Genomic DNA, 24,037 nt, shown 5'->3' on the forward strand with positions numbered 1-24,037 from the left:
CTTGCGCGCGGTTCCACCCAGTTTCTTCTACAATCGGGTAGAAGCACTTTTAATAAGCATTTAGTTGTGTGTATTAAAGTGGCCAGTTAAGCTGCAGCATCTGAATTACAGAAGAAATCAGACTCTCTAAGAAGCAGTACTTAAGTATAAGCTTTAATATTATGTCGTAATTGTATACTGTACATATACAGTTGTCAACGTAAATGTGATTATTTTTCTAGATAATTTTCGTACCGAGCGACTTCATTTTCAGGCAAGTTAACGACTAGTTGGGTTCCTTCACCGGTATACGTGGTTGCTTGGACGTCATACTTGTTGTTAAAGGTATTGACGATTTCTCCTTTGGCAAACGGAATTAGGAAAGTTTGAGTCACGTAGTTGGCAAATAACTTTTCGCGAATAACATCAACTAAAGAAGCAATTGAGCTTTCATCTTGAGCAGAAATAATGAGATTGTCACCTTCACGACTAGGAAATTGGCTATCGGTTAAATCAGCTTTATTGAAGACTTTAATCATCGGAAGATCAGGCACCCCGATTTCTTTTAGGGTTTTTGCAGTGGTCTCCATCATTAATTCTTGGTTAGGATCTGAGTAATCAACCACTTGGATTAGTAAGTCGGCATTAGCGGCTTCGGCTAAGGTGGATTTAAATGCTTGGACTAGTGAGTGGGGGAGTTCACTAACGAATCCCACGGTATCACTGAGCAAGAATTGTTTATTGTCAGGAAGGCGAATGTCACGAACATTAGTGTCCAGCGTAGCAAATAGCATGTTTTTGACGAAAACCTGCTTGGCTTCGTTTTTTCCAAATTGCGAAACCAATTTGTTCATGATGGTTGATTTACCAGCGTTGGTGTAACCAATCAAAGCTACGGTTTTAATTTCATTAGCTAACCGTTGCTTGCTTTGAGTTTCTAGGGAACGGTCAATTTCTTTTAGTTCATTGCGAACGTGGTTAATTTGATGTTCAATGGTCCGTCTGTTTAACTCGATTTTGGTTTCACCAGAACCACGGTTAGCAAGACCACCACCAGCCGATTGTTGATCTAATCTTTGACTAGCACTAGTTCTTAAACGAGGAAGTTGGTATTTTAGTTTGGCCATTTGCACTTGAAGTTTGGCTTCTCTAGTTTGAGCTCGATTGGCAAAAATTTCTAAGATTAGGCCGGTTCGGTCAATTACCGTGGCTTTCGTTTGGTTTTCTAAATTACGAATCTGACTTGGACTAAGTTCATCATTAACCACGATGGTTTCGGCTTCAGTAGTTTCAATTAGCTGTGCTAAAAATTCCACTTTTCCCTTACCAAAGTATGAACCGCTATCGGGGTGGTCCAATTTTTGGGTCACCGTTTCAACCGATTCCATGTGGTTGGCGATGATTAAATTGTTTAATTCTTCCATTGAATAATCAAAGTTGCGGTTATTCAAGTTTAAACCGATTGTAATAACCGGAGTAGGTAAGTTTTCCATAGTTCTCCTTATTCGTTGAGGTCGGTCACGTGATTGTAGAATTTAGCGTGGTAGTCGTGACCATCAAAGACTAATTTAGTGACACTTCCATTTAAAATGGGTTCGGAAATATCGATATCGCTAAATTTGCTGACGATACTTCTAATCATACTACCATGGGCAACCACTAAGACGTTATCACCATCTTTTGCTGCCTGAGCAACTGCATCGATTCCTGGTTGAACTCGATTCCAAAAGGCTTCGTTGTCTTCGGCATCATGGTAGGGGTCTGCGGCTGCAATCATATCTCTGGTTTTTTCCATTGAAAATTTTTTGATCATATCTGAGTAAGTGTTAACTCCGTGTGGACCACCAATCATATTCCAAACTTGATTAGTATCATTTCCTTCAAAGTAGCCGAAGTTTTCTTCTCGTAGGGCTTTTCTTTGAATGGGTTCAAAAAGGTCTGCGGGATTTTGTTTTAAGATGATTCGTGCAGTTCGACTAGCACGTTTAGTATCACTACTATAGGCGGCATCAAACTTTAATTGTGATAAAAGATCCGCTGCATTTTCAGCATCTTTCACGCCCTTTTCGGTTAGGTCAGAATCAGCCCACCCTTGGATTCTTTTATAGCTATTTAGTTGGGTTTGTCCATGTCTGACAAAGTATAAATTAATTTGAGTCATGTAAATTTCCTCCGGACTAGTTTTCCTTAAATTTTATCATATTTCAAATGATAATAATCGTCTTTAGTTTATGGGTATGTTAGAATTATTAGTCGAGTTTAAACCGATGGAGGTGCACAATGACTGAACCAAATGAACTAAAAAAATTAGAACAAACCCATTTGAACTTTGTTAGAAAACAGATTGGAAAAGCAAAGGTTAAGATTGCTAAAACCATTCAAGCGGCAAAGTCAGGACAAAAAGAACTAGAAAAAGACTTTTACAACGATGTGCGGGTTAAGACCAGTACATACGGTGGCATGATTGAGACCGGGGTTTCCGTGCGCCAACAACAACAAATGTTGATGCAAAAGGAAAACCGCTGGCAGACCGCCACTCGGGATTTAAAAACTTTACAAAAATTAGACGATAACTCTTATTTTGCCAGAGTTGATGTTAAGGAAGCCAGTACTAATCCAGAAAAGATATACATTGGTTTGGCCTCCTTTACGAATCCAGATCAACCAGATGAATATTTAATTTACGATTGGCGAGCTCCGATTAGTAGTGTCTATTATGATAGCGGAATTGGGGAAATGACCTATAACGCACCGATGGGAAAACAGACGGTGGATGTTTCATTAAAGCGTGAGATTCAAATTAAAGATGGAATCATCAAAAACGTTTTGGATACGGATGAAGCCGTGGGTGATCCGTTGTTATTAGAAAACCTTAGTCACCAATCCAATACCAAAATGAAGAGTATCGTTGCTACGATTCAACAAGAACAAAATACGATTATTCGAGATACGGATGCGGGTTTACTATTTGTACAAGGGGTGGCCGGTTCTGGTAAAACAGCCGCAGTGTTACAACGAGTGGCTTACCTACTTTATCGCTACCGTGGCAATTTGAATCCGGGTCAGTTGATTTTATTTTCTCCTAACCAATTATTTAATGATTATATTAACCAAGTGTTGCCAGAACTAGGTGAACAAAACATGGTTCAAATGACTTATTATCAATTTATGAGTCGTAGAGTTCCACACCAAGAGGTAGAAACCCTGCAAGAACGATTTGAAGCCGAGGAACAAGGCAAGCAAAAAGACGTAGCTAAGTTTAAAAATAGTCTGGCTTTCTTTGACTTGGTGCACCAATACGCCAATGATTTAAACCAACACGACATCCAATTTAAAAATATTGTTTTCCAAGGTAAAGTTTTCTTCTCTAGTGAACAGATTAAAGAAATATACTACGGTTTTAATGATAACTATTCATTGCGAACTCGTTTAGAAGCCACCAAAGAAACTTTAATGAAGAAGTTGAATCATCACATTGGCTCAGAAATGAAGAAGCGGTGGGTGGAAGAAACCATCGAAGGACTTTCAAAAGAAGATCTTCAAATGATTTACGCCAAGTATGGTGATCAAGTTCAAGATAGCGATAAAGAATACAAATTTATTGCTAAAAAAATTGTTAAAAATGCCTTTAAACCAGTTGCTAAGCAAATTATGCGTCACCGGTTCTTTAGCATTAACAAACAATTTGCGCACCTTTTACATGCGGTTCCTAACTATCCAGCTTTTCAAGAAACGGGATTGGATAAACAGGATTGGAAACAAAGTATTACTAAGACCATTACTGCCTTTCAAGACGGTCAGATTAGCATGGGGGATGTGTCTATCTACCTTTATCTATTTGACTTAGTTACCGGAAAGCGCCCAGATACGCAGATGAGATATCTATTTATTGATGAAGTGCAAGATTATTCTCCATTCCAGTTGGCCTATTTGAAGTGGAATTATCCGAGAGCTAAGTTCACCTTATTGGGTGATTTAAACCAAGCAATTTTCACCAAAAATGATACTTCTATCATGAATGATTTGAAAACGATGTTTGATCCGGAAAAAATTCGAGTAATCAACCTATTGAAATCTTATCGTTCAACTCAAGAAATCACTAACTTTAGTAAGGGTCTGATTGAAGATGGTCAGGCAATCGAATCATTTTCAAGAAGTGGCTCAATGCCGGTCCTTGAGCAGGTCGAAAATCAAGATCAAGGTTTTGATCAAATCAAGTTACAAATTGAAGCTGATCAAAAACAAGAAGAAACGACCGCAATTATTGGAAAGACCCTTTCTGATTGTAAAGAGGTTGCGGAAGGCTTAGAAAAACGTGGGATTAAGGCAACCTTAATTAGAACCGAAAATCAACGTTTAGTTAAGGGAGCAATCATTGTTCCAGCTTACTTGGCTAAGGGACTAGAGTTTGATTCGGTAATCATGTGGAATGGTTCTGCAGCTCGTTATGCCAGCCCGGATGAAGATAAGTTGATTTACACAATTTGTACACGGGCCATGCATAGTTTGAAAATTATTGCAGTGGGACAACCAGCTCCAATCTTTACTCGAGTTCCCAAAACTGATTATGATTTGATCAAGGAGTAGGGAATGGATAACTTCTATGCTTATGATAAAGAAACGTGGGAACAATTTTATCCCACGAACTTAAATCCGATTACGAAGGCCGATTTAGAAAACTTAAAGGCTTTTAATGATAACGTTTCTCTAGATGACGTTACCAAAGTTTACATGCCATTGATTCACTTGATTAGTCAGGCAGTGGAAAATCAAAAGCAGTGGCAAAACAAAAAGAGTGATTTCTTAGGGCAAAGGGCGAAACGGATTCCGTTTATTGTGGGAATATCTGGAAGTGTAGCTGTCGGTAAGTCAACGACCGCTCGTTTGCTGAAATATTTGTTCGCTTACCTATTGCCCAACCGAAAGACCCAACTAATCACCACGGATGGTTTTTTATATCCCACCCAAACTTTAAAAGATAAAGGAATCTTGGACCGAAAGGGATTTCCGGAAAGTTATGATATGCAACGACTAATTAAATTTTTAGTCGATGTAAAAGAAGGACAACCAGAAGTTAAGGCTCCAGTCTATTCCCATCAGGTTTACGACGTGCTTCCAGATGAATTTGAAACGGTCACTAATCCGGATATTTTAATTATTGAAGGAATCAATACGTTTCAGATTCCAGAAGGACAAAATATTTATATCAGTGATTTTACCGATTTCTCCATCTATATTGATGCAGACGTAGATCTGATTGAAAGCTGGTTTTTAAATCGTTTTCAGCAGTTGTTGAAGACCGCATTTACGGATGAAAAAAATTACTTTTATAAATATACGAAATATTCCAAGTCGGAGGCATTAGCCATCGCTAAAAAGATTTGGAAAGAAATTGATTTACCCAATCTGAATGATTTTATTTTGCCGACTAGAGATCGTGCTAATCTGATAATTCATAAGGGATCACAACATGTGATTGATAAAATTTATTTACGTAAATACTAATAGATAGCCCTTTAGAAGCTACTTGCTTTTAAAGGGCTATTTTTTTTTGAGTAAAAATCCTTGCATCGTTTACAAATGTAAACTATACTAGGTTTACAAATGTAAACGAAGGTGGGATAGATATGGAAAATCAGGTTGAAGCAATTACTGGAGCTGAATGGAACGTAATGAGAATTGTTTGGTCCCTAGGTGGAGGAACCACTAGACAAATTATCCAAATGTTGCAGGATTCCTCTGACTGGAAAGATTCAACCATCAAAACGCTATTATCTCGGTTAGTTAAAAAGGGTGCGTTGCAGACCACTAAAGATGGAAATCGTTTTATTTATACTGCAGTAATTAATGAACAAGAAGCAATGGATCAAACTGCTTCGGAACTATTTAGCCATATGTGTTCAAAAAGAACTGGAAAAGCGCTTATTTCGCTATTAGAGAAAACGACGATGACAAAATCAGATTTAAATGAATTACAACGAGTGATTGAAAGTAAGTTGAAAACGGCGCCTGACAAGATTGATTGTAACTGTTTACCAGACGGTAGTTGTAAATAGAGAGGATGTTAATAAGATGGATATGAAGAATATGGATCATGAACACATGGATATGAGTCATGGTGAAATGAACCACGACCACATGAACCACGACCACATGGATCACGGTAATATGGAACATATGAATATGGATCATATGCACATGGGTCACGACATGGGTGGCATGGACATGGGACATGGTCACATGATGAATATGAACGATTTCAAACGTAGATTTTGGATTTCATTAGCATTGGCAATACCAATTTTGCTTCTTTCTCCCTTTATGGGAATTGTATTACCATTTCAAATTACATTTCCCGGGTCTAGTTGGATTGTGTTAATTTTGTCATCGATTTTGTTCTTCTTTGGTGGACAACCATTCTTTAGTGGAGCTAAGTCAGAAATGAGTTCTAAAGAGCCAGCCATGATGACCTTGATCACCATGGGGATTGGAGTGGCTTACTTCTATAGTATTTATTCGTTTGTAATGAATACCTTTATTAATCCCGATGGTATGGTAATGAACTTTTTCTGGGAATTAGCCAGTTTAATCGTAATTATGCTTTTAGGACACTGGATTGAAATGAATGCGGTTATGAACGCCGGCAGTGCGGTTTCTAAAATGACGGCGTTACTACCTAACGAAGCCCACCTAGTTCAAGAAGATGGTTCTGTGACCGACGTTGCGATTAATGAACTTAGTGCAGGACAAGTTGTTTTGGTACAAGCCGGTGAAAAGATTCCGACCGATGGAGTGGTTAAGAGTGGTAGTAGTGCAGTTAACGAATCGCTAGTGACTGGTGAATCTAAAGCAGTTGCTAAAAAAGCAGGTAACCAGGTCATTGGTGGTTCAGTTAATGGCGATGGAACGTTAAACGTTGAAATTTCAGCTATTGGTGAAGATGGATATCTTGCTCAAGTAATTAAGTTAGTTTCTGAAGCCCAAAAGGAAAAATCAAAGGCAGAGACTTTAGCCGATAAAGTTTCTCGGCAATTGTTTTACAGTGCTTTAGTTATTGGAATTTTAGCGCTAATTATTTGGACGGCAGTAACTGGATTTAGTTATGGAGTGCAACGGATGGTAACGGTTCTAGTAATTGCATGTCCACATGCTTTAGGATTAGCCATTCCACTAGTAGTTGCCAGAAGTACCTCAATTGGTGCTCAAAATGGTCTTTTGGTTAGAAATCGCCAAGCCATTGAAAGCGTTAAAAAGTTATCGTATGTATTTATGGATAAAACTGGAACTTTAACTGAAGGGGTCTTTAACGTAAATGCGTTGGAAACAACTTCTGATTTAAATAAAAACGAATTGCTCCAGATCTTTGCTGACTTAGAAGTTAATTCTAGTCATCCCTTAGCAATGGGAATTATAAATGAAGCTAAACGGTTGGGTTTAACACCCAATAAGGGATCTGAAGTTAAAGCAATCAAGGGAGTCGGCCTTCAAGGACAGGTTTCTGGAAAAGATTATCAAATTGTTTCGGCTAACTATTTAGATAAAAAGGCAATCAGTTATGATCAAAATCGCTTTAATGAATTAGCTAGTGCCGGTAATTCAGTTAGTTATTTAATCAGTAATAATCAAGTGTTGGGATTAATCGCTCAAGGGGATGTGATTCGCCCTGAGTCAAAGGACTTGATTAACTCATTAAGAGCTATGGGAATCACCCCCGTAATGCTTACTGGTGATAATGACCTAGCTGCGCAAAAGATTGCTAAATTATTAGGAAACATCGAGTATCGTTCACAATTACTACCAGGCGAAAAAGAAGCAATCATTAAAGATTATCAGAACAAAGGCCAAGTCGTTATGATGGTTGGTGACGGAATTAATGATGCCCCTAGCTTGTCTAGAGCAAATGTAGGGGTGGCAATTGGAGCCGGAACTGATGTGGCTATTGACTCAGCGGATGTCATTTTAGTAAAGAGTAATCCAGAAGATATCGTTGAATTTATTAATCTTGCCAGAGCAACTAATAAAAAAATGGTCCAAAACTTATGGTGGGGTGCCGGATACAACATCGTTGCCATGCCACTTGCCGTTGGTTTATTAGCACCCATTGGTTTGGTTTTATCGCCAGCAGTAGGAGCAATTATCATGTCATTTTCAACGGTAATTGTGGCAATTAATGCCCTTACCTTACATTTAAAACGGAAATAAATTAAAAAATAGCAGTTTGACGAAGTAGTTTAATTAAAGGAGATTAAAATGAAGATTAGAAAAATAGTGATTTCAGGAGTAAGTTTGGTCGCCGCATTAACTTTTTCAACTGGAGTTTTTGCAGCCAGTGAGGATTCTCATAAAATGGATTCGCATATGAATTCCATGAACCATGACAAATCAGGCGATATGAAGATGAGTTCTGATATGAAAATGCCAACTAACCTAGAAAAAGCTAAAAATCCGAAGTTTAAGGCCGGACAAAAGATTACGGTGTTAGCAACTCATATGGATAATATGAAAAATGCTAAAGGAAAAGTAGTTGCTGCTTATAACACTAAATTATATGAAGTTAAATATCAGCCTACTAACGGCGGTGAAATGGTAAAAAATCATAAATGGATTACTGCAAATGAATTCAAAGATATGAAGAAAAACCATAAAAAGGGTGATAAGGTGGTTCTTACTTCTGATCATATGGAAGGTATGAAGGGAGCTAAAGCAACCATTACTAACGTTAAGAATGGTCCTGCCTATGTGATTGATTATCAACCAACTAATGGTGGGGAAATGGTTAAAAACCACATGTTTATCGCACAAAATGAGTTAAAAGCTCGTTAATAGAAAAAGCCAAAAATAAATCATTTTTGGCTTTTTTATTTTGCAAAATTTAACATATGTTTTATTTTTTTAAGTAATAACTTAATTGCAAATATTTCAATTTAAAATTGTTTAACTTTTTTTAACATATTTTAACCATTTTCGCGAGAAAGTGCTATTATGGTTGGCGAAAGGGGCAATACATATGATTTATAACAAAAATAAATATAGTAGAGAATCTAATAAGAAAGTTTTACATAAAGTTAAAAAGAATTGGTTAGTATTTTCGATGTCCACTTTTGTTTTGCTAGGTACTTTATACAGCTTTACTAGTAGCGTAGAAGCTAATGATAATAGTGATTACACGAATAATAAAATAACGGCTGTAACGAGTGATCAAAATAGTAATGCAAAACCAACGCAGACTACAACTACCAATGATCAAAATAATAAAGTAGCAGAACCACAAAATTCAACTGCTACAACTGCACAGTCAGACAGTACTGCAAAAGCACAAACAGCAACGACAACTGCACAGTCAGATAGCGCAGTAAAGCCACAAGCAGCTACTGCAATTGCACAAGCAGAAAAAGTAGCAAAACCACAAGCGGTGACTACCGCTGCACAAGTTGATAATGAAGCAAAATCAACTAATGATACTGCCAAGAGTCAAAGTGAGGCCACTCAACCAGCCAAGGCTAATGCAGTAACTACTAATGATAGCACTATTAGTACCAGAGCAAATGCGGGTGAAAGTCAAACCGAGGCGGAACATACTGCTACCATTAAGTTTTGGGATATTGTTAACAATAAACCAGTTGATATATCAAGTGAAACCCGAATTGATTTAGTCAATAATTATAATCCACAAACGGGAATTTATACCTTTAAGGGAGCCCAAGGAGCTTCGATTGAAGATCCCACTTTCCCACTTCCTGGCTATAAAGCACTTAATGTTGATGAATTTAAGAACACCTTTATCAATGGCGGTGGTTTTTCAAACTGGAAAATGGTAGACCACGACGTTAACATGACAATTAATTTTGCACCTTTATCTAACATCCAAGTTAACTTTATGGATAAAGATAGTGGCAAGCCATTGTTAATATCAATCTTACCGACTGCATGGGCAACCACTAATAGTATTGACTATGAAAATGGTGACCCAGCTGCACCTTCCGCTTCTAAGTTTGAAATTAGAGCAATTAAGATTCCAGGTTATAAACTAGTTTCAAACCCAATTGTTGATGGACTTGTTGGTCAAGTTCAAACTAAAGATGATTCTAATCCAATTATGATTAACTTTGATTACGAAAAAGTTGATAAGTCAGCTACTGATAATGAAATTAATCCAGATGGTAAGCCACAAATTATTGGAATAAATTGGAGTTCAATGCCTGGAGCATTTAATGTAACTGGTGTTTATGGTGAAAAAATCAAGGATGAAAATGGAGATGTTACCGGTAAAGTTCAAGCTTTAGCAGATAAATATGCTAAACAAGGCTTTGCATACATTGGCTCCGTTGGTGGTGGCAAGAATGACGACTACTTTAACTATAGAGAAGCAGGAGTTTGGCTCCACTTTATTCCTAACCAATCAGTAACAGTTAAATATGTTGATGAAAAGGGTAATAGTTTATTGCCTTCAACGATAATGTCAACGAACGTTAATAATGAAAATCAAGCTAATGACGGAATTGATCACCAAAATCACTGGTATCCAGCAGGTAACTGGGTTGCTAAACCAAAAGAAATTACAAATTATACAGTGGATAGTAGTAAGAGTTCCAAAATTACTGCTGGTGAATACCAACCATTTACTCAAACCGTAACGTTTGTTTACAGTCATAATCAAGGTCAAGTAGTTGTAAATTATATTGATCAAGATGACAACAATAAGATTATCAAGAATGATGTTATCAAAGGTGACTTAGGTTCAAAGACCACTTATACGACTACTGATGAAATTCAAGAACTCGAAAAACAAGGGTTTGAATTAGTTCATGATGGTTATCCTAAAGCTGGTGAAACCATTACTACTAACACTCCAACTTATACAGTTACTTTGAAACACAAGACTAAAGAAGTAACTCCTAACAACCCAGGTCAACCAGGAAAACCAGTTGATCCAACTAATCCAACGGGACCTAAGTATCCAGCTGGAACGGATGTAAATTCATTAAGAAAAGTAATTAACCAAACCATTAATTATGTAGATGAAAATGGAAACGAACTTCATACCCCAGTTACAGACTCAGTTACCTTTGAAAGAACGGGAACTTTTGATGAAGTGACTGGAAAGGTTACTTATACTAACTGGAATGCCGATAAGGCCGCATTTAGTGAAAAGTACTCACCAGTAATCAATGGTTACTATCTCAAAGATAAGAGACAAGCAAAGATTGCAAGCAAGACTGTGAGTGTTACATCAAGTGATGATAACGAGACCGTAGTTTACGCTAAGATGGGAAGTTTGATTCCGGTAGATCCAAATGGAAATGAAATTCCAGGTGTTGATCACCCACAATATCCAAATGATCCAAAGGACCCAAGTAAACCAGTCAATCCAGTAATTCCAAACATTCCTGGAATGACACCTCTAGATCCAACGACCAACCAACCATTACAACCAGGCGATCAATATCCAATTGATCCAAGTCATCCTGGTGACAATACTTTAATCAAGTATATTGTTAACAAACCAAACACACCTAACCAACCAGTAGAACCTGCTAAACCAACTACTCCTAATAATCCGGTTAAGCCAGTAGTACCTACTAAACCAGCTGTGACTACTAAGCAAACAACGCTTAAGAACAATGCAACTACTGTTGCTAAGAAGCAGACTGTAGCAAATAACAGTCATAAAGCTAATACACCAGTTAAGAAGGCAACGTTGCCACAAACTGGAGAAGTAGAACAAAATAGTAAGTCATTATTGGGAGCAATTTTAGTAGCATTTACTGGAATTATCGGAATGATTGGACTAGGTAAAAAAGATCAAAAAGATTAATTTTTAAGTTGATTGCAAAAAGGCACTTTTTAAAAGTGTCTTTTTTGTTTGGCTAAGATTGTGGCAATGAAGGTGATTTGTTAAGATTAGCTTAGAAAAACTAACTAGTGTTGGAGAAAATTATGCAAGTAAAATGGAAAAGTAGCGAAAATCAAGTTATCTCATTAAAAAAATTTCTTCTTAAACAAGGAGTTAGTAATCGGATGTATAAAAATTTGAAAACCCAAGCGGATAGTTTTCAAATTAATGGCATTCAGGTTGATGCCACAACTAAAGTGCAGTCTGCAGATGTAGTGGTGGTAAACTTTCCGCCAGAAAAAGCGGATGATAATGTTTTAGTCAGTGAAAAACCAATTGAAATTTTAGCAGAAGACGATAACTGGTTAATCGTCAACAAACCAGCAGGGCTAACGTCCGTTCCGGGTCCTAGTAACCGCAGTGACACTTTAGTTAATCGGGTTAAGGGACATCTGAAAAAGAACGGAGCAAAAGATTTACGTCCCCATCTAATTACTAGATTAGATCGATTTACGAGTGGGGTGGTGTTGATTGCCAAACACCAACTAGCCAATAGTTATGCGAATCAAGCGCTCGCTAAACAAACCATTGATAAGCGCTACCTAGCGATTGTTTCCGGTAGCCTACAACCTGATCATGGTTTTATCGAAAAACCGATTGGTAGAGTAGGAAATAATTTCTATCGAGAAGTTTTAGAGGATGGACAGGCTGCTAAAACGGAATATTGGGTGGTTAAGCGACTGCCCAAGGCAACTTTAATCTCGGTGAAGTTATATACCGGTAGAACTCACCAAATTAGAGTTCATTTAACCAGTCTGGGTCATCCACTCTTGGGAGATGAATTGTATCAGGGACCTTTAAATGAGGGAATTTCTAGACAGGCGTTGCATGCAGAAAAGCTAACTTTTTATGATCCATTTCTAGCAAAGACCAGGTCGTTTAGCGCCAAATTGCCAAAGGATATGGATCAATTGCTGAATGAAAAGGGGTAACCAGATGGCAAACAGAGTGATAAAAAAATGTAAAATTGATGGAAAGAGTTTTCCGGCTCATGAAGGGAAGCTCTTCAAAAACATTGCTTCCCCGGTTAGAAAGCTAATTAGACTAAAGCATCCCGAAGTAAAGAATACCGATTTTATTTGTAATCGGGATGTTTTATTTTATGAAATTCAACACGTTAATAATTTAATTCAAAATGATAACAAGAGAAACAGTAAGTTAGACCGCCGACTAACTAAAACAATGGATGATGCTAACTTTGAAATTACTGATGTTAACGACATTATGAAAAATAGTTTGACGTTTGGTCAGCGTGTTTCTGATGGAGTTGCTCGATTCGGTGGTAGTTGGACCTTTATTTTTATCTTTACCGGAATTTTAGTGGTTTGGATGATTTTAAACACGGTGGAATTATTTGGGATTCATTTTGATCGCTTTCCGTTTATTTTATTAAACCTTTTTTTGAGTTGTGTAGCTGCCATTCAAGCTCCCATCATTATGATGAGTCAAAATCGGTCAGCTGATTTAGATCGAATGAACGCAGAAAATGATTATCACGTTAACCAAAAATCAGAACAAGAGTTGCGAATCTTGCATGCTAAGTTAGATTTGTTATCACGCGAACAAGTGCCGCACAATATTGACATTGCCAGGATTCAAATGCGAATGATTGGGGAATTACAACGAGAAATCATGGGTCTTCGAGAAGATATTTCGGAATTAAAAGAAAAAAGTAAATCAGAATAAATTTAGATTGTGATAAAATACGATTAGATAAAAGAGGAGGAAGGCCAGTGGAAGATAATATAAAGTTGGGAAATGAGACCTTTAACAAAATGATGTTTACGCTAAAGGTGCCAGTGACCCAAAAGAACCATAAAGATTACAAGTTCAAGAACTATGAAATGAGTGAAATTGCACCAGATATTTGGGCAATGCCCGTTTATATGACGGATGAAGATGACTTTACGTTGTTCTTTATTATCACAAAGATTGAAACCGGGGAAACCGTGATGGCCTTTTCAGAAGGAATTGCTGAAGCAGATGGTAATTTTAATCTTAGTCAACCCATGAATACGGGGAAGGGATTAAACCTTTTAAATGAACATAATGTAAAACAAGCAGAACAAGTCCTTCACTTTTTAAATCAAATTTCAAAAGCAAATGAAGGTAATTGGAGAATTGTCTCCGAAAGCGAGGAAAAATAGTATGGCTCAAATTTATTTAGCAAGTCCCTTTTTTAGCGACGAACAAATTAAACGAATTGAAGTAGTAGAACAAGCGCTTAGCGATAATAAGACGGTCGTGGATTTCTTTTCACCACGAAAAAATCAAGAAGCAAGTCATCCCGAGTTCACCAAACCTTGGGCTAAAGAAATTTACCAAAAAGATATTGATAACGTTAAGGCCTGTGATGCCGTGGTGGCCATCATCGACTTCGAAGGTAAGCACGTGGATAGTGGAACTGCATACGAAATTGGTGCCGCAGTAGCAATGGGTAAGCCAGTGATTGTCTTTCAAGAAAAAGATAATAACGTTAACTTGATGATTTCAGAAAGCTTACACGCGTACTTAAAAACTGGTGAAGAAGTTGCCAATTATGACTTTAATAAAATGCCAAGCAACGAATATGATGGTGAATTTATTTAAAAGGGGACTTTACAATGCATGATCATGATAATCAATTATCAGGAAAACGATTCTTAGAAGTGACGGTGTTAAACAGTTTAATTACCGTCGTGGAATTTTTAGGAGGGGTCTTTTCTGGTAGTCTTTCGCTATTATCGGATGCAATTCATAATCTAGGTGATTCTTTATCGATTATCTTTAGTTATGTAGCCCATGTCATTAGTAAACGAAAACAGACTCAAACCAATACCTATGGCTTTAAACGAGCCCAGATTTTGTCAGCCCTCTTTAACGCGTTGTTCTTAGTGATTATTTCCGTTTTTTTGATTGGAGAGGCCATTAGTCGAATTGGTCATCCTGAAAAAATCGATGGAATGGTAATGTTAGTGGTAGCAATTATCGGAACGATTGCGAACGTGCTTTCCACCCTTTTATTGAGTAAGGGAGCCAAGCATAACCTTAATATGAAGGCCACCTACCTTCATTTACTAAGCGATGCTTTATCTTCGGTAGGAATTATAATTGGAGGAATCTTAATTCAGTTTTATAACTGGACGATTATTGATCCCATTATTACCATGATTGTTGCCGTTTATATTATGTGGGAAAGTTGGCCCATTATTAAAAAATCGATTTCGATATTAATGGAAGGCTCACCTAACTTAGATTACCAAGCAATTCATCATGATTTACTGGAAATCAAAGAAGTTAAGTGTGTCCATCACGTCCATGCGTGGATGGTTGATGAAAATAGTATTGTGTTTTCAGCTCACATTAACCTTGCTGATTTACGGTTGAGTGAGGTGCAAAATGTTTATGATGAAATTAATCAACTTTTGCAGGATAAATATCACATTGAACATGTGACAATTCAACCAGAAACCACTCGAGGAGAAAACGAAGATTTCTTCTACGATAAGGATAAAGATATCTAACCAAAAAAGATGACAGCCAGTTGGCTGTCATCTTTTTTATAGTGATTAAAGAGTTGCGTCGGGATCAATTTCGTTGGTTTTAGTTACGTACCATTCGTCCCAATCGGTCGTAGGATTACCGTTTTCAAAGTAAGTTTGAGGTAGTTCCTTGATAAGCGTCATTACTGATTCTGAATCAAAGGTTAGTACATAGTGATATAATTCAGAAGGAATCTTGTTACTAACATCTAAAATGGTTCTGTTAATAACAGCAATTACATGGTTAAAATCATAAGTAGTCATAACGTCTAGTTCTTGGTTTTTAAAAAGTTTTACGTAAAATGGAATAAAACTTTCTGCTACTTTTGCTTGTGCTGCTTCGTTTAAATCTGTAAATGATAAATTGTCGCTCATCTAAATTTCTCCTTTGTCTAAAAACGGATACTATAAGTTTATTATAGCGGTATGTGCGACGTACGTAAAATAAAATTTTTAAATAAGATACTAAAAGATGCTTTTTTTTGATATCCTATAGTGATAGTAGAAAGGTGGCGGTTGGATGTTTAAACAAGAAGAACCTAAAAAGACACGAGAATATAAAAATAAAGTTGTGCAAACTTGTTTATTAGCCAGTAAAATTTTGATTGAAAATGGTTCTGAATTAAACCGAGTTTCAGATACAATTGAGCGAATCGCGGCCAATGCCGGTTTGGATGATTTGCATGCCTACGTTACCATTACGGGGATTATGATTTCTTCCAATGACGAAGCGGGAGCCCAAATTAGTGAAATTGAAAAACGAAATTTTGATTTAAGAAGAATTGCAGCAGTGAACCGCTTGTCACGGGATTTTGCCAATCATTATATTTCTATCGATCGCTTCTATCGAGTGTTAAAAAAAGTAGAAAAAGTGGGACTTTATTATCCTAATTGGTTAATGATGATTTCTGCAGCCTTAATCTCTGGTTCAATTACCGTGGTATTCTTTAATGACTACCCCGATTTTTTCATCACGTGCTTAGTGGGAATGCTCGGTTGGGTTATTTTCACGTTAGTTTCTAATCGAGTGAAAGCGAGTTTCATCAGTGAGTTTATTGCAGCCGCTGCCATTGGAGCACTTAGCATTTTTGCGGTTAATATCGGACTGGGTAAAAGTATTGATAATATCATCGTTGGTTCCGTGATGCCGTTAGTTCCGGGAGTTCAGATTACGAATGCGTTTCGGGATTTGATTTCTGGAAACCTGATTAGTGGACCCGCCCGAGGAATTGAAGCCTTGATTTGTGCATGCGCATTGGGTTTTGGCGTTTCACTATCATTGATTTGGTTAGGATAGGTAAGAGAGAATGTTACATTTAATTGTGGTAATAGTTGGGGTATACGTAGCAACTTTAGGATTTGCAATCTTGATTAACGTAACCCCCAAGGATTTAAATATGGGTGGAATTGTTGGAGTGGCCGGCTACTTGGTTTATCTGGCTTACTTTAACTATTCTAACGGTGGCTACGTTGGTGGAAATGTCTTTGGAGCCTTTACGATTGGGATTTTAGGAATGTTAGCCGCAAAAAGGAAAAAAACTCCGGTGATTGTCTTTAACATTCCGGCACTAGTTCCGCTAGTTCCAGGAGGACAGGCCTATCAAGTTATGAAAAACATCGCGATGAACAATTCCCACACCGCGTTCTTTTATTTGATGCAGGTTTTAATGATTGCCGGATCATTAGCAATGGGATTTTTATTATCTGAGCTATTTATTCAACTATATAATTATGTTTTAAGGAACTTAAGAAAACGAAAACAATCTCTGTGAGGTGGTTTTCGTTTTTTATTTGAGGATAGATACGATACCATGAACCTATACTTTAAATGATTTAACTAAATGAAGGGAAGCAGAAATGTCAGATTTATTTGCCAAAGGAACAATTGAAATTCGGGGTGCACGCGAAAATAATTTGAAAAATATTAATGTTGATATCCCCAAACATCAAATGACGGTTTTTGCCGGTTTATCAGGTTCTGGGAAGTCATCATTAGTTTTCGACACACTGGCTGCGACTTCACGAAGAGAATTAAACGAAACGTTTCCCAGCTTTACGCAACAGTATTTACCTAAGTATGGACAACCAGAAGTAGATGAGATTAAAAACCTGCCTGTCGCAATTGTGGTGGAACAAAAAGCAATTGGGAGTAATTCTCGTTCGACTTTAGCCACGTATACGGGAATTTATTCAGTGTTGCGCTTAATGTTTTCACGAGTGGGACAACCTTGGGTGGGTTATTCGGATTGGTTTTCCTTTAACCTACCGCAGGGAATGTGTCCAAAGTGTCAGGGTTTGGGCTTCGTTGATGAAGTGGATGAAACGCAACTATATGATCCGGATAAGTCATTGAATGAAGGGGCGATGACCTTTCCCGGCTTTCAACCAGGAACCTGGCGTTGGAAAGAATACGGTAACAGTGGGCTCTTTGATTTAAATAAGAAAATTAAGGACTACACCCCTGAGGAATACGATTGGTTCATGCATGCCGAGCAACAAAAGTTAAAAAATCCACCGGCCAAATGGGGAAGAACGGCATTGTATGAAGGGCTAGTTCCCAGAATGATGCGGTCTGTAATTCACAGTGCTTCGGGGAAACACCATCAAGAAACCTTAGACAAGATTGTAACGCGGAAAACTTGCCCTGAGTGTGGCGGTTCGCGCTTAAATCCCAATGCCTTAAAGAGTAAAATTAACGGCAAAAACATTGCCGAAGTTTGTCACTTGGATTTGGTTAACTTGTTGCAGTACCTAGATACTATTACTGATCCCATTGCCAAAACCATGGTTCGAGAACTAAAGAGTAAGATTAATGCCTTAGTCGAGATTGGTCTAGGTTACTTATCGCTTGATCGGGGAACCGATACGTTATCTGGTGGTGAGGCCCAGCGAATCAAGATTGCTAAGTATTTGACCAGCTCGCTTTCTGATTTGGTATACATCCTAGATGAACCTAGTGTGGGGCTTCATCCACATGATATCCAGTTAATTACTAAGTCACTATCAAAACTAAAAGAACAAGGTAATACGGTGGTCTTAGTTGATCATAATCCAGAAATCATCAAAGCCGCAGATTATGTCGTGGAAGTGGGTCCCCAAGCTGGAAGTGGTGGGGGAAACATTACCTTTTGTGGTACCTATCCACAGTTACTGGCTTCCGATACCATTACGGGTAAAATGCTCCGCCGTCCGCTTCACTTTAATGAACCACGGAAACCCAAAGATTGGTTAGCGGTTGAAAACGTCACGCAGCACAATCTGAAAAACGTTAGTGCCAAGATCCCATTGGGAGTTATGACGGTCTTATCCGGTCCTGCGGGTTCGGGGAAAAGTACGCTAGTGAACGCCATTAAACAAAAAGTTGCTGGGCAAGAATACGTCGACTTAAGTCAGAAAGCAGCGGGAATTAACATTCGTTCTACGCCAGCGACCTATTTAAAGATTTTGAATCCCTTGCGAAACTTATTTAGCAAGGCTAACGGAGTGTCAACTAAGCTATTTAGTTATAATGGTGCCGGAGCTTGTCCACGTTGTAAGGGAAAAGGGGTCATGATTACCGAAATGGCCTTTATGGATCCGGTAGTGCAAGTTTGTGAGCTTTGTGGGGGTAAGCGGTATAGCGAAGAAGCATTGCAATATCAATATCATGGCAAAAACATTGCCGAAGTTTTGCAGATGTCAATCTCTGAAACGGTTGATTTTTTTGCGGATGTTCCTAAAATTCACCAAAAGGTTAGTTTGTTAGAAAAGGTGGGGTTAGGTTATTTAAACTTGAGTCAATCGATGACGACCTTATCTGGTGGAGAAGTGCAGCGAGTTAAATTAGCGCTAGAACTAAACCATAGCGGGACCATTTATTTCTTAGACGAACCTACCACCGGTTTGCATCTAGAGGATACGGAAAAATTAATTAAATTGTTTGAAGAGTTAGTTAATCAAGGAAACACCTTAATCTTGATTGAACATAATTTAACGTTGATTAGTCAGGCAGATTGGTTAATTGATATGGGACCGGATGCCGGTAAGTATGGTGGTGAAATTTGTTTCGCTGGTTTCCCCCAGGATAGCTTGGTAGAAAAAGATTCACGCACGGGAAAATCCTTAAAATTACAAATGGATACCAAAAAAGAGTAACCAGTGGTTACTCTTTTTGTCTTTTAGAGATTAAAAACTAATCCTAAAATGAAGCTAATGATTAAAATGATTAAAACGATGGTGGTAATCCAAACGTAGGTATAATCCCCTTCCTTATAAAAGGAGTAGATGGAAACTACTACTCGTAAGACGGGCGTTAAAATTAAAGCAAAAATTCCCAGCATCATCATGGAATAGGGTTTTAACTGGATGATTCCCGTCCAAATTTCACCAAATGACTTGGCGTAGTAGTTATCGGAATAACCGAGTCCACCCTTTAGTAAGAATAACAACAATCCTAAAATCATAATGGCGGAGGCAATGATAACCCCCCAGCGTAAAATCTTACCGATGATTCCTTCAACTCGTTTAATTTCAGCTTGTTGTTCGGTTTTATTAGTATTCATTTAGAAGCTCACCCCAAATCCTTTTAAAATCATTTGTAGTCCCAAGTAAACTAGAATGGGAATGAAGATGATTCGCATCCAGCGAGCGGGCATCACTTGCATGATTCGAGAACCGATTGCAGCACCGACGATGATTCCTAATGCCATGGGTACGGCAATTTGGGGTAAAATCGAACCGTTGAAAAAGTAAATGGTGGCACTAGCTGCGGCAGTAACTCCCATCATTAAGTTACTAGTGGAGCTAGATGGTTTTAGAGGCATTTTCATGAAGGTATCCATAGCGATAACTTTAAATGACCCAGAACCAATTCCTAACAAACCACTGGCAATCCCTGCTCCAAACATAACTGATAATCCGGCGGGGACGTTAGTAACTTTATAATCCACCTGTTTTTTTAAATTTTTATCGTAATAAGAACTGTTTAAATTTAATTTTTCGGCCAGTTTATCAGATGAGGTGGCGTTGATTTGTTCTTGTTTTCCGCGTAATTTTTTAATCATATTGACTCCCGAAATGAAGAGGAGGAAGCCAAAGAGAATGTATAAGAACATGGGATTAATGACTCCGGTTAGCAGTGCTCCAGCAATGGCACCAATTGAGGTAGCTATTTCTAAAAACATAGCCACTCGAAGATTTAAAACGTTATCTTTAAGATAGGCAATGGTTGCACCGGAGCTCGTGGCAATCACGGCGATGATACTTGCTCCAATTGCATACTTAATATCTAGGCCAAATCCGAGGGTTAAAACGGGGGTGATAATCATTCCCCCACCAATTCCCAAGATTGAACCTAGTATCCCAACTCCAATACCAACAATTAACATGATGAGAATACTATTGATCATAAATTTCTCCTTCGTTTTTTTCTTAATTTTACTATAATATTTGAATATTTAAAATTAAATGAAGAAACCAACGTGGATTAATGCAGTGTGTTATACTTTCACTATCAAGAAATGGAGGAAGTTTTATGCTTATTAAAAAGGATCCAAGTCGTCCTTATAAATTGGGGATTGCATTCGTAATTATGTCTATCTTAGCAATTGCCGTAAAATTAAAATTTGGCTACGTCGACTTTTTAGATACGGTCTTTATTGGGGCGATTCAACATTCCCAATCAGATTTATTAGAAAAGTTTTTTACGATTGTTAGTCTATTAGCTAGCCCTAAATTTGATTTGATTTGGATGGTATTATTAGCAATCTTCTTTTGGGGTTGCCGGTATAAGGTAACTGCAGTTTGGTCACTTTGCTTAATCGTTGGTGGAGATGTTTTAGGGTTTGTTTTAAAGCATATCATTGGTAGAGCTCGTCCTAGCCTTCATCTAGCTAGCGATGATGGATTTAGTTTCCCTAGTGGTCACGTTTTGGGAATGTTTTTAGTGATTAGCGCAGTCTGGATCTTACTAATTCCCATTGTAAAGGGAACTTCGAAAGCAGTTGTGATGAAGACCATTTTAGTGGTTTGGATGATTCTAGTGATGATGTCTCGAGTTTATTTAAATGCCCATTTCCCATCAGATGTGTTGGGAGCAGCGCTATTGGCATTTACTTGGTTACAAGTAGCCGAATATCTTTACATTAAATACAGTCCTCGACTTCAACAAATTAAAATTTTTAATAACAGTTTAGAGTAAGCAAAAAGACATTGATTTAATCAATGTCTTTTTATTTGATAATTTTAGCTGCCAAGGCAGATTGATAATGCTGTAGTGCAAAGTCCTGCGCTGCATTAGTGAAGCTTGCGACCGCTTTTTCATGAATGACGACCTGATAGCCTAAGTTATAGGCACTAATTGCGGTATGCAGAACACAAATGTCGGTTGATACACCGACTAGATGAACCGTTTGCACGTTGCGTTCGCGTAAACGAAGATCTAAATCAGTTCCCACAAATGAGCTATATCTGGTTTTATCCATTAACCAAACGTTATTTTGGTGCTGGTTTTGGTCGTACCAGGGTTTTAATTTGCCAAAAAGCTCGCGTCCCCAAGTACCTCGTTGGTTATGAGCCGGATATATTTTAGTTTCTAGGTGAAAGGGATCATCTTTGACGTGAACATCAGTAGGCAAGATTACGAACTGCTCGTTTTCAACAAATTCGTTGGCTAACTTAATGATTTCGCTTTCGCATTCTTGGGCAGCTTTGCCAATGGTAAGTGCTCCATGGTCTGCAACAAAATCATTCGTGTAATCAATGATTAAGAGGGCTTCTTTGTTAGACATATTTTAACTTCCTTTGATAATTTTTTAATTAAATCATACCTGAATTTAAAAAAGGTTGCATTTATTTAGCTAACAAACTATACTAAGTTCAGCATCTAAGGAGAGGCGCAATTCCTATCAGTAACCTTTGGGAGACTAACCAGGTCGAAGAAAAAGGGTGAAAGGAGAAATTGCCGAAACTAATAACGTGGTATGGAGTTAGTTGGGACTTGGTTTAAGAAGCCAAGAACTGTCGCATTGATAATGCGGGGAGCTTTGCAGACTAATGAATGAAAGTTTATTTAGACTCTTCTGGATTTTTTCAGAAGAGTCTTTTTTATTTGTTAAGCCCCTTACTTGTATTAATAGGAGGAGTTTTATTATGGCAGAAAAGAAACAAGTTAAGCGAGGATTAAAATCTCGCCACGTTTCGATGATTGCACTAGGTGGGTGTATTGGAACGGGATTGTTCGTTGCTAGTGGAGCAACCATTCACAATGCTGGACCTGGTGGTGCCCTAGTGGCATATATTTTAATGGGAATTATGGTTTACTTTTTGATGACCAGTTTAGGGGAAATGGCCACTAACATGCCAGTTTCTGGTTCATTTTCTACCTACTCAGCTAAGTACGTTGATCCTGCCCTAGGATTTGCTATGGGGTGGAACTATTGGTTTAACTGGGCGATTACGGTTGCCGTAGATATTTCGACCGTTTCGTTGGTGATGGGTTTCTGGTTCCCGCACACACCGGCTTGGATATGGAGTGCCATCGCACTAGGATTGATTTTCCTAATTAACGTCCTAGCGGTGTCTGCTTTTGGAGAAACCGAATTTTGGATGTCTCTAATCAAAGTGGTAACCATCTTTGTCTTTCTAGCAATCGGGATTTTGACGATTTTTGGAATTATGGGTGGTCATGCAACCGGATTAAGCAACTTTACCTATAAGGCGGCTCCATTCGTTGATGGGATTCCTGGAATTGTGAGTGTCTTTGTGGTTGCCGGATTTTCTTTCCAAGGAACTGAGTTAGTGGGAATCACTGCTGGTGAAGCGGATGATCCTCATAAGAGTGTTCCTAAAGCAATCCATGAAGTATTTTGGCGGATTATTTTATTCTACTTCTTAGCCATCTTTGTGATTGCAGCGGTTATTCCTTACACTAGCCCTGATTTACTAGGTTCATCAGCTACTGATGTGGCAATTAGTCCCTTTACAATCGTATTTAAGCGGGCTGGTTTATCAGCAGCTGCTAGTGTGATGAACGCCGTTATTCTTACTTCGGTAATTTCATCTGCTAACTCTGGAATGTACGCTTCTACAAGAATGCTTTACGCCATGTCTGATGAAGGATACGCTCCTAAATTCTTTGGTAAAGTTAATAAGAGTGGAATTCCGTTTATGGCCTTACTTGCCACCACGGTAGTTGCACTTCTAACTTTCTTAACTAGTTTAGTTGGTCCAAAGATTTACCTTTGGTTAGTTGCCGCTTCTGGTTTAACTGGATTTATTGCTTGGTTTGGTATCGCACTTTCGCACTACCGGTTTAGACGAGCATTCATTAAGCAAGGTCACAGTTTAGACGAGTTGAAGTTCCATGCTACCTGGTTCCCATTTGGTCCAGTCCTTTGCTTGCTTCTATGTATTGTGGTAATTGTGGGACAAGATTTAGGTTCCTTTGCCAAAGCTGACTGGTTCCAAATTGGAGTTACTTACATGAGTGTTCCTCTAGTGTTAGGACTTTACTTTGGTTACAAGCTAATTAAGAAAACACACATCATTCCACTGGATGAAGTTGACGTAGCACCAGCTAAATTAGAAAATCAAACTGAAAAATAATTTGGCGGTTTTTCCTAATTATTTAATGATACAATGGGAAATGCGCTTTACTGCATTTTCT

The 24,037-nt window shown here is 38.1% G+C and carries 22 protein-coding genes and 1 riboswitch; of the genes, 16 read left to right on the top strand and 6 right to left on the bottom strand.

Annotated features, from left to right (window positions below):
* Positions 1 to 209: 209 nt before the first annotated feature.
* Positions 210 to 1,472, bottom strand: a complete 1,263-nt coding sequence (gene hflX, locus R4B61_RS03555; RefSeq protein ID WP_413626939.1) for a GTPase HflX — start codon at positions 1,470 to 1,472, stop codon at positions 210 to 212.
* 8 nt (positions 1,473 to 1,480) lie between these two features.
* Entirely contained in the window at positions 1,481 to 2,140 is a 660-nt protein-coding gene (locus R4B61_RS03560) for a histidine phosphatase family protein (RefSeq protein ID WP_413626940.1), read from the bottom strand.
* Positions 2,141 to 2,259: 119 nt separating this feature from the next.
* Here R4B61_RS03560 and helD point away from each other — a divergent pair, with 119 nt between their 5' ends.
* The 11 genes from helD to R4B61_RS03615 all read left to right on the top strand — a co-directional run bounded on the left by helD (position 2,260) and on the right by R4B61_RS03615 (position 15,375).
* Entirely contained in the window at positions 2,260 to 4,566 is a 2,307-nt protein-coding gene (helD, locus tag R4B61_RS03565; protein WP_413626941.1) for an RNA polymerase recycling motor HelD, read from the top strand.
* A gap of 3 nt (positions 4,567 to 4,569) precedes the next feature.
* Positions 4,570 to 5,484: a type I pantothenate kinase gene (gene coaA, locus R4B61_RS03570; protein ID WP_413626942.1), complete on the top strand. Its 915-nt coding sequence runs from the start codon at positions 4,570 to 4,572 to the stop codon at positions 5,482 to 5,484.
* A gap of 122 nt (positions 5,485 to 5,606) precedes the next feature.
* Positions 5,607 to 6,035, top strand: coding sequence for a CopY/TcrY family copper transport repressor (locus R4B61_RS03575; RefSeq protein WP_413626943.1), 429 nt, complete (start codon positions 5,607 to 5,609; stop codon positions 6,033 to 6,035).
* Between the two features lie 16 nt (positions 6,036 to 6,051).
* Positions 6,052 to 8,181, top strand: coding sequence for a copper-translocating P-type ATPase (locus tag R4B61_RS03580; protein WP_413626944.1), 2,130 nt, complete (start codon positions 6,052 to 6,054; stop codon positions 8,179 to 8,181).
* Positions 8,182 to 8,229: 48 nt separating this feature from the next.
* Positions 8,230 to 8,802: a YdhK family protein gene (locus tag R4B61_RS03585; RefSeq protein WP_413626945.1), complete on the top strand. Its 573-nt coding sequence runs from the start codon at positions 8,230 to 8,232 to the stop codon at positions 8,800 to 8,802.
* 184 nt (positions 8,803 to 8,986) lie between these two features.
* Positions 8,987 to 11,794, top strand: a complete 2,808-nt coding sequence (locus tag R4B61_RS03590) for a mucin-binding protein (protein WP_413626946.1) — start codon at positions 8,987 to 8,989, stop codon at positions 11,792 to 11,794.
* Positions 11,795 to 11,916: 122 nt separating this feature from the next.
* Positions 11,917 to 12,804, top strand: coding sequence for an RluA family pseudouridine synthase (locus R4B61_RS03595; protein WP_413626947.1), 888 nt, complete (start codon positions 11,917 to 11,919; stop codon positions 12,802 to 12,804).
* A 4-nt stretch (positions 12,805 to 12,808) separates the two neighbouring features.
* The gene (locus R4B61_RS03600) at positions 12,809 to 13,558 is read left to right on the top strand and encodes a DUF1003 domain-containing protein (protein WP_413626948.1); all 750 of its coding nucleotides are present in this window, start codon (positions 12,809 to 12,811) and stop codon (positions 13,556 to 13,558) included.
* Between the two features lie 47 nt (positions 13,559 to 13,605).
* Positions 13,606 to 14,019, top strand: a complete 414-nt coding sequence (locus R4B61_RS03605; protein WP_413626949.1) for a hypothetical protein — start codon at positions 13,606 to 13,608, stop codon at positions 14,017 to 14,019.
* Position 14,020: 1 nt separating this feature from the next.
* Positions 14,021 to 14,461 carry a nucleoside 2-deoxyribosyltransferase gene (locus tag R4B61_RS03610; protein WP_413626950.1) on the top strand — a complete coding sequence of 147 codons (441 nt, stop codon included), beginning with the start codon at positions 14,021 to 14,023 and terminating at the stop codon, positions 14,459 to 14,461.
* A 14-nt stretch (positions 14,462 to 14,475) separates the two neighbouring features.
* The gene (locus R4B61_RS03615) at positions 14,476 to 15,375 is read left to right on the top strand and encodes a cation diffusion facilitator family transporter (protein ID WP_413626951.1); all 900 of its coding nucleotides are present in this window, start codon (positions 14,476 to 14,478) and stop codon (positions 15,373 to 15,375) included.
* A gap of 45 nt (positions 15,376 to 15,420) precedes the next feature.
* On the opposite strand, the gene R4B61_RS03620 is transcribed toward R4B61_RS03615, so the two are convergent.
* On the bottom strand, positions 15,421 to 15,768 hold the full coding sequence (locus tag R4B61_RS03620) for a hypothetical protein (protein WP_413626952.1): 348 nt from the start codon (positions 15,766 to 15,768) through the stop codon (positions 15,421 to 15,423).
* 145 nt (positions 15,769 to 15,913) lie between these two features.
* Here R4B61_RS03620 and R4B61_RS03625 point away from each other — a divergent pair, with 145 nt between their 5' ends.
* The 3 genes from R4B61_RS03625 (at position 15,914) to R4B61_RS03635 (ending at position 19,527) form a co-directional block, all read left to right on the top strand.
* Positions 15,914 to 16,690, top strand: coding sequence for a threonine/serine exporter family protein (locus R4B61_RS03625; RefSeq protein ID WP_413626953.1), 777 nt, complete (start codon positions 15,914 to 15,916; stop codon positions 16,688 to 16,690).
* A gap of 10 nt (positions 16,691 to 16,700) precedes the next feature.
* Positions 16,701 to 17,165, top strand: a complete 465-nt coding sequence (locus tag R4B61_RS03630) for a threonine/serine exporter family protein (RefSeq protein ID WP_413626954.1) — start codon at positions 16,701 to 16,703, stop codon at positions 17,163 to 17,165.
* A gap of 85 nt (positions 17,166 to 17,250) precedes the next feature.
* Positions 17,251 to 19,527: an ATP-binding cassette domain-containing protein gene (locus tag R4B61_RS03635; RefSeq protein WP_413626955.1), complete on the top strand. Its 2,277-nt coding sequence runs from the start codon at positions 17,251 to 17,253 to the stop codon at positions 19,525 to 19,527.
* A 23-nt stretch (positions 19,528 to 19,550) separates the two neighbouring features.
* Here R4B61_RS03635 and R4B61_RS03640 read toward each other — a convergent pair whose 3' ends face one another.
* Entirely contained in the window at positions 19,551 to 19,934 is a 384-nt protein-coding gene (locus R4B61_RS03640) for a DUF1634 domain-containing protein (RefSeq protein ID WP_413626956.1), read from the bottom strand.
* Positions 19,935 to 20,780: a sulfite exporter TauE/SafE family protein gene (locus R4B61_RS03645; protein ID WP_413626957.1), complete on the bottom strand. Its 846-nt coding sequence runs from the start codon at positions 20,778 to 20,780 to the stop codon at positions 19,935 to 19,937. It lies immediately after the preceding gene.
* Positions 20,781 to 20,905: 125 nt separating this feature from the next.
* On the opposite strand from R4B61_RS03645, the gene R4B61_RS03650 reads away from it, so the two are divergent.
* A complete protein-coding gene (locus R4B61_RS03650; protein WP_413626958.1) occupies positions 20,906 to 21,571 on the top strand; it encodes a phosphatase PAP2 family protein in 666 nt (221 codons plus the stop codon).
* Positions 21,572 to 21,602: 31 nt separating this feature from the next.
* Here the strand turns inward: R4B61_RS03650 and R4B61_RS03655 are convergent, their stop codons facing one another.
* Entirely contained in the window at positions 21,603 to 22,160 is a 558-nt protein-coding gene (locus tag R4B61_RS03655) for a cysteine hydrolase family protein (RefSeq protein WP_413626959.1), read from the bottom strand.
* 92 nt (positions 22,161 to 22,252) lie between these two features.
* Positions 22,253 to 22,424, top strand: a riboswitch (Lysine riboswitch).
* A 97-nt stretch (positions 22,425 to 22,521) separates the two neighbouring features.
* On the opposite strand from R4B61_RS03655, the gene R4B61_RS03660 reads away from it, so the two are divergent.
* Entirely contained in the window at positions 22,522 to 23,976 is a 1,455-nt protein-coding gene (locus R4B61_RS03660; RefSeq protein ID WP_413626960.1) for an amino acid permease, read from the top strand.
* Positions 23,977 to 24,037: the final 61 nt, after the last annotated feature.

The organism is Fructilactobacillus vespulae (assembly GCF_047324295.1).
Taxonomy (GTDB): Bacteria; Bacillota; Bacilli; order Lactobacillales; family Lactobacillaceae; genus Fructilactobacillus; species Fructilactobacillus vespulae.